The 7669-nt window shown below is 71.8% G+C and carries 10 protein-coding genes; all 10 read right to left on the reverse strand.

From position 1 onward, the window contains the following. Positions 1–137 precede the first annotated feature (137 nt). Positions 138–332, reverse strand: coding sequence for a helix-turn-helix domain-containing protein (locus tag VG899_13775; GenBank protein ID HWA67424.1), 195 nt, complete (start codon positions 330–332; stop codon positions 138–140). 193 nt (positions 333–525) lie between these two features. After that, entirely contained in the window at positions 526–915 is a 390-nt protein-coding gene (locus VG899_13780) for a hypothetical protein (protein HWA67425.1), read from the reverse strand. Between the two features lie 184 nt (positions 916–1099). Then, the gene (locus tag VG899_13785; GenBank protein HWA67426.1) at positions 1100–1297 is read right to left on the reverse strand and encodes a hypothetical protein; all 198 of its coding nucleotides are present in this window, start codon (positions 1295–1297) and stop codon (positions 1100–1102) included. Between the two features lie 171 nt (positions 1298–1468). Then, complete coding sequence (locus VG899_13790; GenBank protein HWA67427.1) at positions 1469–2065, reverse strand: hypothetical protein; 597 nt, start codon at positions 2063–2065, stop codon at positions 1469–1471. After that, positions 2062–3825, reverse strand: a complete 1764-nt coding sequence (locus VG899_13795) for a TraM recognition domain-containing protein (GenBank protein ID HWA67428.1) — start codon at positions 3823–3825, stop codon at positions 2062–2064. Before VG899_13795 ends, VG899_13790 begins: the two co-directional genes overlap by 4 nt. Further along, on the reverse strand, positions 3822–4751 hold the full coding sequence (locus VG899_13800) for a bifunctional lytic transglycosylase/C40 family peptidase (GenBank protein ID HWA67429.1): 930 nt from the start codon (positions 4749–4751) through the stop codon (positions 3822–3824). The genes VG899_13795 and VG899_13800 overlap by 4 nt, the downstream gene beginning before the upstream one ends. After that, positions 4748–5134 carry a hypothetical protein gene (locus tag VG899_13805; protein ID HWA67430.1) on the reverse strand — a complete coding sequence of 129 codons (387 nt, stop codon included), beginning with the start codon at positions 5132–5134 and terminating at the stop codon, positions 4748–4750. The genes VG899_13800 and VG899_13805 overlap by 4 nt, the downstream gene beginning before the upstream one ends. Then, the gene (locus tag VG899_13810) at positions 5131–6375 is read right to left on the reverse strand and encodes a hypothetical protein (GenBank protein HWA67431.1); all 1245 of its coding nucleotides are present in this window, start codon (positions 6373–6375) and stop codon (positions 5131–5133) included. The genes VG899_13805 and VG899_13810 overlap by 4 nt, the downstream gene beginning before the upstream one ends. Beyond that, a complete protein-coding gene (locus VG899_13815) occupies positions 6372–7358 on the reverse strand; it encodes an ArdC family protein (protein HWA67432.1) in 987 nt (328 codons plus the stop codon). The genes VG899_13810 and VG899_13815 overlap by 4 nt, the downstream gene beginning before the upstream one ends. After that, positions 7328–7669: hypothetical protein (locus VG899_13820; GenBank protein ID HWA67433.1), on the reverse strand; the 342-nt coding region annotated here is incomplete at its 5' end. The genes VG899_13820 and VG899_13815, both read right to left, overlap by 31 nt.

Here is a 7669-nt window from a genome sequence, read left to right on the forward strand (position 1 = left end):
GCGATGAGCGGGCGGCACGGCAGACCTGCTCTGCCAGTCCTGCAATTACGCGTGGCAGGCCTCGGACGACGGCACGCCCGGCACAAGCTGGGAAGCCAGAGAGTCCGCTGGAGCTTCTCGCCTCGAGCGGGAGTCCGCTATGTCCGATGTCGCTCACGGGGCTCCGCGCCAAGCAGCGCCGTGACTTGGGCCAGCGGGATTAGTAGTCGCCGGCCTATCCGGACTGCAGGTAGTTCACCACTACGCACCGCCCGGAATGCGGAGTTGCGCGAGATGCCGAGCACTTGCGCGGCCTCCTCGACGGTCATCGTTAGACGCTCAGGGCCGGCCATGCGCGGTCACTCCTTACGTATGAGTCAGTCGTCGACGAGGAATCACAGTTGGCTGACGCCCCCGGGGCGTCCCCCAGGAGGTCCCGTACCGATTGCGTGACCGCGGCCGTGTCCATCGGAACAGTGGGGCGCTCGAGCAGACCCTGCGCCTCCGACGCCGGCGTCGCGAGTGCGGTGCCAGCGGTGGGCGCGCTCATCGGCCGCGCGCCACTACCGCGTCACCGCGCGACGCATCACATCTGACATGCGATGGCGGAAGGTCCGGGTCGGGCGGCCAGGTCGGTTGGCGCAGCAGCACCTGCCGGTCGCGGAAGACACGTTCGGCGTCGGCGACACCGAACCCGGCGTCGATGAGGGTTTCCATGGCGGCGCGGGGGGCCTCGCCGGGGTAGCCGGCGGTCAGGCCGGACAGGAACATCCGGTTGCCTTGGTCGTCGCGCAGCTCGAAACAGTACGGGTAGTGCTCGGACAGTCCTGGGAAGCTGATCTCGGCGGCGATGATGGTGCCGAGTTCGTGGCGGTGGTCGCGGTAGTAGGCGATCGAGCCGGCGGGGTTGCCGTCGCCGCTGTCGAAGTAGTTCATGGTTGGTCCTTCCGCCAGATTGATGTGCTGCCGGAGGGATCACACGTCGGGGGTGTACCCCGAGACGTACCGGTTTGCGTACCGCTCGGCGTACCACCGCGAGGGATCCGCTGCCCTCAAGGTCAGTGGACGGGTTCCGGCCTGGCCCGTCCCGTCGGGTGGACCAGGCCGGGCCGCGTCGGTGTCAGGTGAAGCTGGTGGTGACGTGCAGCCCTCGGGTGCGCAGGGTGGCGGCGAGGCGCCGGAGCTCGGATTCGAGGACGTCACACTGAGCGGCGACCGCAACGGCGCTGAGGTTGGCCGGGCCACGCAGCTCGAGGATGAAGTCGCTGAGCACGACGGTGCGGGGCTGGCTGTTGCTGGCGCGGGGTTCTTCCTGCATCTGGCACCTCCAGGGTGGGAGGACCCGAGGAACCGCCACGTGGCGTGGGGCTCGTCAGGCCTGGTTGATGCAGCTACGGCTAATCGACGAAGCGGAGTGCCGCGGTCGCCGTCGGTCGGGATGTGGACGGCTCGGCCGGCTGTGGGGAGCGGGTCGGAGGCGGCGTCAGGACTATGCGTCGGTGGGGGTGGCGGCTTCGCGGCGGGCGCGGGCACGCGCGTCGAGGTCGGCGAACAGATGCCGCTCGCGGTCGTGACGCGCCTGCTCGCTCGGTGCCGGGTGGACTTCGTCGTGGTGGGTGCCGGCGGTGCAGCCGTAGCGGTCCCAGCCCCGCAGTCGGATCAGCGTGCGGTCGAGGCGGTCGAGCCAATGGCCCGGCTCATCGGGGCGGGCATTGGGGTCGAGGTAGGCGGCGGTCCACGCGGCACGGAGCGCGTCGAGCTCGTCGATCATGGGGTCGTGGCGATACCAGCACTCGGGCACGGTCTCCTCGAGGTGGTAGCGGTCGAGGAGCCAGTCGACCCAGCCGGTGAGGCTGGTCCAGGCGCGGGCGGCTTCGGTGGCGGTGAGGGCGTGCCAGACGTGCGCGGACACCGCGGACGGTGATGGTGCAGGTGCGCCGAGTGCCGGGGTGGCGGGGAACAGACCGGGGTCGCCCGCCGCGGCGATGCCGGGGTCGGTGAGGCGGGGTTCGAGGAGCAGGGTGAGGTAGTCGACGTCTTCGCGGAGCTGGGCGAGGTCGGCTTCGAGCTGCCGCAGGTCGGTCACGACACCGCCACTGGAGTAGGCGCGGTGAGACCAGCGCAGATGGCGTGGGCGTGGGGGCCGTTCCACCATGGGGTGAGACAAGCCTCGACGGGTGGGGTGCGTCGGGCGAGGATCAGCGCGTGCCCGGGTGGCAGGGTCCGCACCGCTTGGGCTGGCAGTGCGGGCAGACGGCGCGGCGCGACGGAGGTGGAAGCACCGCCGGAGCCGTGGGTGCGCGTGGCGACGGGGTCGTCGATGTCGCCGGCGAGCTGGCTGATGCGTTGGAGGTCCTCGGCGTGGGCGAGCCCGCCGAGGATGACTTTGGTGGTGGCGGCGTCCCACATGGCGTCGGCGCCGGCCTGTCCCCAGCGGGCGCGGGCTTGCGCCAAGGACTGCAGCACACAGATGGCGGTAATCCCTGATCCGCCGCCGTCGGCGAGCAGGTTGGGCAGTGACGGGATCGGCGCGATGTTCGCTGCCTCATCCAGGAGCAGTGTCAGCCCAGGGTCGAGGAACCCGTCGGTGCTGGCGCCTGCGGTGGTGCGGGCGACCTCAAGCAGCGCCTCGACCAGCGCGGTGACCAGCGGCGCGACGGTGAGCTGCGCGCCGGTCGTACCCAACAGATACAAGGTGCCGTGGTCGTGTAGGAACCCGGTGAGGTCGATGGCGTCGCCCTCGGGTGGGGAGCAGGAGTCGAGGACGCGCGGGTCGGCGAGGGAGTCCACCGCGCGGCGCACGCCGGCCCAGACCGAGTCGCGTTGGCGGGGGTCGGCGGCGGCTTGTGCAGTGAGCTCTTCGACCCAGCCGGGGGCGGCGTCGGGGTTGGTGCGCAGGATCCGGACGGGGGTGGGGTCGGCAGGACGGGCGGTCCAGGTGAGCACGTCGCGCATGGACCGCCCGTCGAGGGCGGCGGCATGCAGGTAGCAGCGCAGGACGGCTTCGGTCATGCCCTGCCAGAACGCGGCGTCGGTCACCGAGGCCGGGGAGAGTTGGGCGCCGGCGGCCAGGGCGCGGGCGCGGCTGATCGCGGTGAGCGGGTCGGTGCAGCCGTGCTGCGGCGCCCAGCGCAGCCTGGGCACGCTGTCGCCGGCGAGGTGTTGCGGGTCGAAAACCATCACCGGGCCGTGGGCGGCTCGCAGGGTGAGGGTGTGGCGCAGGGTGTCGGGCCGGGTGGCGGTGACCAGCGCGGCGCCGGGGGCGTCGATGGTCTGCGGGATAATCAGATGCACGCCTTTGCCGGACCGTGGGGGGCCAAGGTAGAGGTAGGAGTCCTCTGCAGCACCGAACAGCGGCTGGCGGGTGCGCAGGTCAACGCCGAGGGCGATGACGCTGCGCCGCCGGCGCGACCGTCCGCCGGGAAGACCACGACGGGCAGCGGCGGTGCGGGACAGGGCACGGCGGATCTCCGCGCCGGTGGCGTAGCCGCGACGCCGCGACGTGCGCACCCGTCCGGTGATCCGGATGACCACCAGCACACCGACCACGACCACCGCCACGACAACCCCAACCGCCAGATACATCAACGCAGGGCCGGGCAGGGCGCGGCGGGCAGACAGCGGGAACGCCCGGCGCGGGTCGCTGAGGTGTCGGTGCCAGCCGATCAGCCCGCGGATCGACTGTGCCAGCGACAAGGTGAGGTGCCCGCCGGTGACGGTGGCAGCGGTCTGCGCGACCAGCCACCCGACGCCACCTATAAGCGCGACGGACGCGAGAGCGCCGGCGACGACAAGCTCCAACGGTTCGGTGTCGGCCAGCATCGACCCGCGAGCGTTGCCGCTCATGACGGCTCGGCGGTCGGGCGGGTAGCGCCGAGGTAGGTGAGCGTGCCGTAGGCCGCACCGACGGTGGCGGGGATGGTGTCGAGGCGCACATCGGCGCCGGTGTGCGGGGCGTCGATCATCCGACCATCCCCGAGCGCGATCCCGACGTGGTCGACCGCACGATCGTTGGCGCCGAAGAACACCAGGTCCCCCGGCGCCAGCTCGCTGCCCGCCGGCAGATGCGTGGTGGCGTCGTACTGGTCTTGGGCGGTGCGGGGCAGCGCGAGACCGGCTTTGGCGTAGGCGTACTGGACCAGTCCGGAGCAGTCGAACCCGGCGCTGCTTTCACCGCCCCATAGATAAGGAGTGCCGAGCTGGGCGAGCGCGACCTGCACCGCCTCGGTCGCGACCGGTGAGGTCGCGGTCGTGGTGGCGTAGCTGGCGGCGATCGCGAGCACGGTCGCGGCATAGCCGGCGGACGCGGTTTGGCAGGCCGGGGCGGTGTTGCCGCAGTTGTAGGCGACGAGGGCGTCGTGGGGGTTGCGGGTGACGCCGAGCGCGCACAGGTAGTCCGCCGCGGCGGGGATCGCGTCCGCCGGGTCCCGGGGGTCCTTATGGCCGTCGCCATCGCCGTCGACGCCCCACCGCGTCCAGGTGGCGGGTTCGAACTGCATCGGCCCTACCGCACCTGTCGCCGATGTGCTGGTGTCGCGGCCTTGGTCGGACTCGACCTGCCCGACGGCGGCGAGGATCGGCCACGGCAGCGCGCACACCTCGGCTGCTGACTGGTACAGCGCGAGGTAGCCCGGCGGGATCTGGCTGGTCGCGACCTCGGTTGGGGTCAACGTCGGCGCGGCGATCGCTTGCAACCCGACCGCGGCGATCCCGACCGTCCCGGCGACACCGGCGGCCAGGACGCCCGTGACTTTCGCGGCCAGCCCGCTCACGAGGACACCTCCACGACCCGCCAGGCGCTGCCGGGGCGAGTGAGGGTGACGGACAACGCGGCCGGCACGCTCAGCCTGCCGGTGTGCAGCGCGCCGAGGAGCTCCACCTCGCAGCGGGCCGGGGTGACGCAGGTGGTCTCGTGGCGGGTCACATCGAAATGGCCACACCCGCGGCCGGTTGCCGGCCGCGGGCCGCTCGTGCAGCGCAGGTCTTCGCGGGCGGCGCGCAGTGCGACCAACGCGACGCCGGACGGTGGCCTAACAGTGCGCCTGACCGACGAGACCGATGTGGTGTGGTGAGGCAGCAGCGGGCGGGCCAGCAACGCCAGCAGGGCGACCGTCACTGCTCCAACGGCGAGGAGCGCGAGGCGCCGGCCGGTCATGGCGTCATCCGGGCGTCGGTATCCACCAGGCTGAGTTCGCCGCGGGTGAGGACGTGGTCGACGAGGGCGGTGTGCTCCCCGACCCGCCACAGCGCCCGGTGGGGGGCGAGGCGGCACACCTGGTCGGCTTCCACCTCGTTGAGGCCGAGCAGGATCGCGGCGAGCCTCCGCTCGCCGGGAACCTGCCCGTAGATCACGCGGGTGTCCGCATCCGCGAGCAGTCCTTCGGCTTGGGCGCGGGTTGCCGTACCGGCGTCGGCTTGCGCGGCGAGGTCGGACAGCCGGTGGATCACCGTGATCAGCTGCACGCCGCGAGCGCGAGCGAGCTTGCTGACCTGCTGCAGCCAGCGGGTGGTGGCGGTGTTGGCGAGCAGCGCCCATGCTTCGTCGACAAGCAGCAGCCGTCGCGTGTCGGTGGCGGTGTCGATCGTCGCGGCCAACCACGCGCCGGCGCACACCATGACCGCGGCTTGCGCGGCGCTGCCCGCGACGTGGGACAAGTCGATCACCACACCGGGGCCGTGCGGGTCAAGGTGAACGGTGGTGGGCTGGTCGATCATCCCGGCGAGGTCCCCGGACAGCAGCCGGTGCAGCTCAAGGGCGACCGGTCGGATCGCAGCCGCCAACGCGGTCGGAGTGGTGGAGGTCTCCGCGGCCATCGCGCCAGTCGGATGCAGCAGCGCGGCGGCGACGTCGCCGAGGGTCGCGACGTGATGGTCAAGCGGGCGGATCGCGGCGGTGACCGCGACGTGCTCCTCTCCTGTCAGCGGGCGGCCAAGTCCGCACCCGGCCAGCGCCGCGACCACCGTCGCGCGGGAGGTGGTGATCTGCTCGCGGCTGACAGCGCCCGGCGGCGGGTCGAGCGGGTTAAGCCGCTCGACACCGCCCGGACGCAGCGCGACCCGGGTCAGGCCGCAGGCCTCGGCGAGGGACGCGTACTCGCCTTTCGGGTCCAGCACGTAGGCCTGCCGGCCGGTGGCGAGCTGGCGGTGGAGATAGGTCTTGACCAGCGCGCTCTTCCCTTTGCCGAGTTGCCCGGCGACAAGCATGTTCGGGCTGGTCACCGCACCGGTGGCGTAGCAGGCCCACGGGTCGTAACAGAACAGCTGATGGCCAGCCAGCGCGTTCAGCCCGATCGGCACCCCGGCCTTCGGGACGGTCTGGTTGTGTTGCCACGGGTAGGCGACAGCGGAGTGCCGGGTGGTGAGGGTGATGGCGGGCAGCCGAAGCAGCCGGCTCACCGCGACATCCCCTGCCCGACCGGGCGTTGCGCCTCGGTCGCCGGCCGGCCCAGCGTCGGGGTCAGTGACCGGTCCAGCGCCACAGGCAGATCCGCGCCAAGCTTGGGTGGTGGGGCGGCGTGCAGGATCAGCCGGGCAGTCGCGAGCACCCTGGTCGCGGTCTGCGCGAGCAGCTCAGTGTTTCCGCCAGCCCAACCGGTGACATACGGGACGCTGTAGTCCTCGGTGGACAGTCCGTGCGCGGCGGTCACGACGTAGGCGACAGACTCCGCTTCGACCTCGGCGCGGTCGCGGGTCATCCCGTCGGGGCGGACATCGGGGGCGTGCAGATCGATGTGGGCGAGCTCGTGCGCGACAGTCTTCGTGAGCTGCGCGCCGGAGCGCGCCGAGTGCAACAGCACCTTGCGGTTCGCGAAGTCGGTGATCCCGTTGGCCTGGCCGAGGTCGGCGTAGTCGATCTCGTAGCCGGCGGCTTCGACCTGGTCGTAGAGGTCCGACCACAGCCCGAGCGGAGACGCGCCCTCGAGCAACACCGGGTGCAGGTCCGGGAGGTCCGGCCCGTCGGTCTGGGCGATGTCGAACACGTGGGTGACCCGAAACCCGGCCAGCACCCGGCGCGCCCCGCCGCCTTCCGGTGACGGCTCATGTCCGTCGCGGTTGGGTGTGGTGGTGTCGACGGGGTCGTGGCGGCGCAACATCGGGGCGAGGATCGCGATGCCGTGCTCACCTTTGCGGACCTGCCGACCCAGCTGAGCCCAGGCCCGGTAGCCCGCGACCCTGGTGGCTTCGGGGCGTTGCGCGGCGATCAACAGCACATTGTTCGGTGAGTAGCTGTGGAAGCGCGCCGCAACACTCAGCATGGTGCGCCACTGCTCAGACCCGCTGAGTCGTTCCACCTGCTCCTGAAGCTGGGCATGGATCGCGGCGAGGCGGTCCTCCCGCCCGACCTCGCTCACGCCGAGCCCCGAGTGCGCAGCCGGCACAGCGGGACGGTCGCCGCCACGGCCAAGTCGTGCTGGCCGTGGAGCGGACGAATCTCGACCCGGCACACCGCGGCCGCCTGCCGCAGCACCCGCCCGGCGTCGTCGAGTCCGCTGCTGCTGTCGGCGGACAAGGTGACCAGCCCTGAGAGCCGGTGGGCGCGGTAGCCGGAGGCGAGCTCGGTATCCATCGCGACCCCAGCCGCTTCGGCCTGTTCGAGGGCGGCGGAGCTGGTCATCCCGAACCGGGTCCGGTCGGACTGGTCGAGGATCGCTTTCGCGCGTCGGCTGCGCGCGACCCGCGCCGCCGCGGC

This window comes from Mycobacteriales bacterium (assembly GCA_035550055.1).
In the GTDB taxonomy this organism is placed as follows: domain Bacteria; phylum Actinomycetota; class Actinomycetes; order JAFAQI01; family JAFAQI01; genus DASZTV01.

Excerpts from the sequence above, each read along its gene's own strand:
- VG899_13775 (HWA67424.1), bottom strand. The coding sequence starts at position 332 with ATGGCCGGCCCTGAGCGTCTAACGATGACCGTCGAGGAGGCCGCGCAA.
- VG899_13780 (HWA67425.1), bottom strand. The coding sequence starts at position 915 with ATGAACTACTTCGACAGCGGCGACGGCAACCCCGCCGGCTCGATCGCC.
- VG899_13785 (HWA67426.1), bottom strand. The coding sequence starts at position 1,297 with ATGCAGGAAGAACCCCGCGCCAGCAACAGCCAGCCCCGCACCGTCGTG.
- VG899_13795 (HWA67428.1), bottom strand. The coding sequence starts at position 3,825 with ATGAGCGGCAACGCTCGCGGGTCGATGCTGGCCGACACCGAACCGTTG.
- VG899_13805 (HWA67430.1), bottom strand. The coding sequence starts at position 5,134 with ATGACCGGCCGGCGCCTCGCGCTCCTCGCCGTTGGAGCAGTGACGGTC.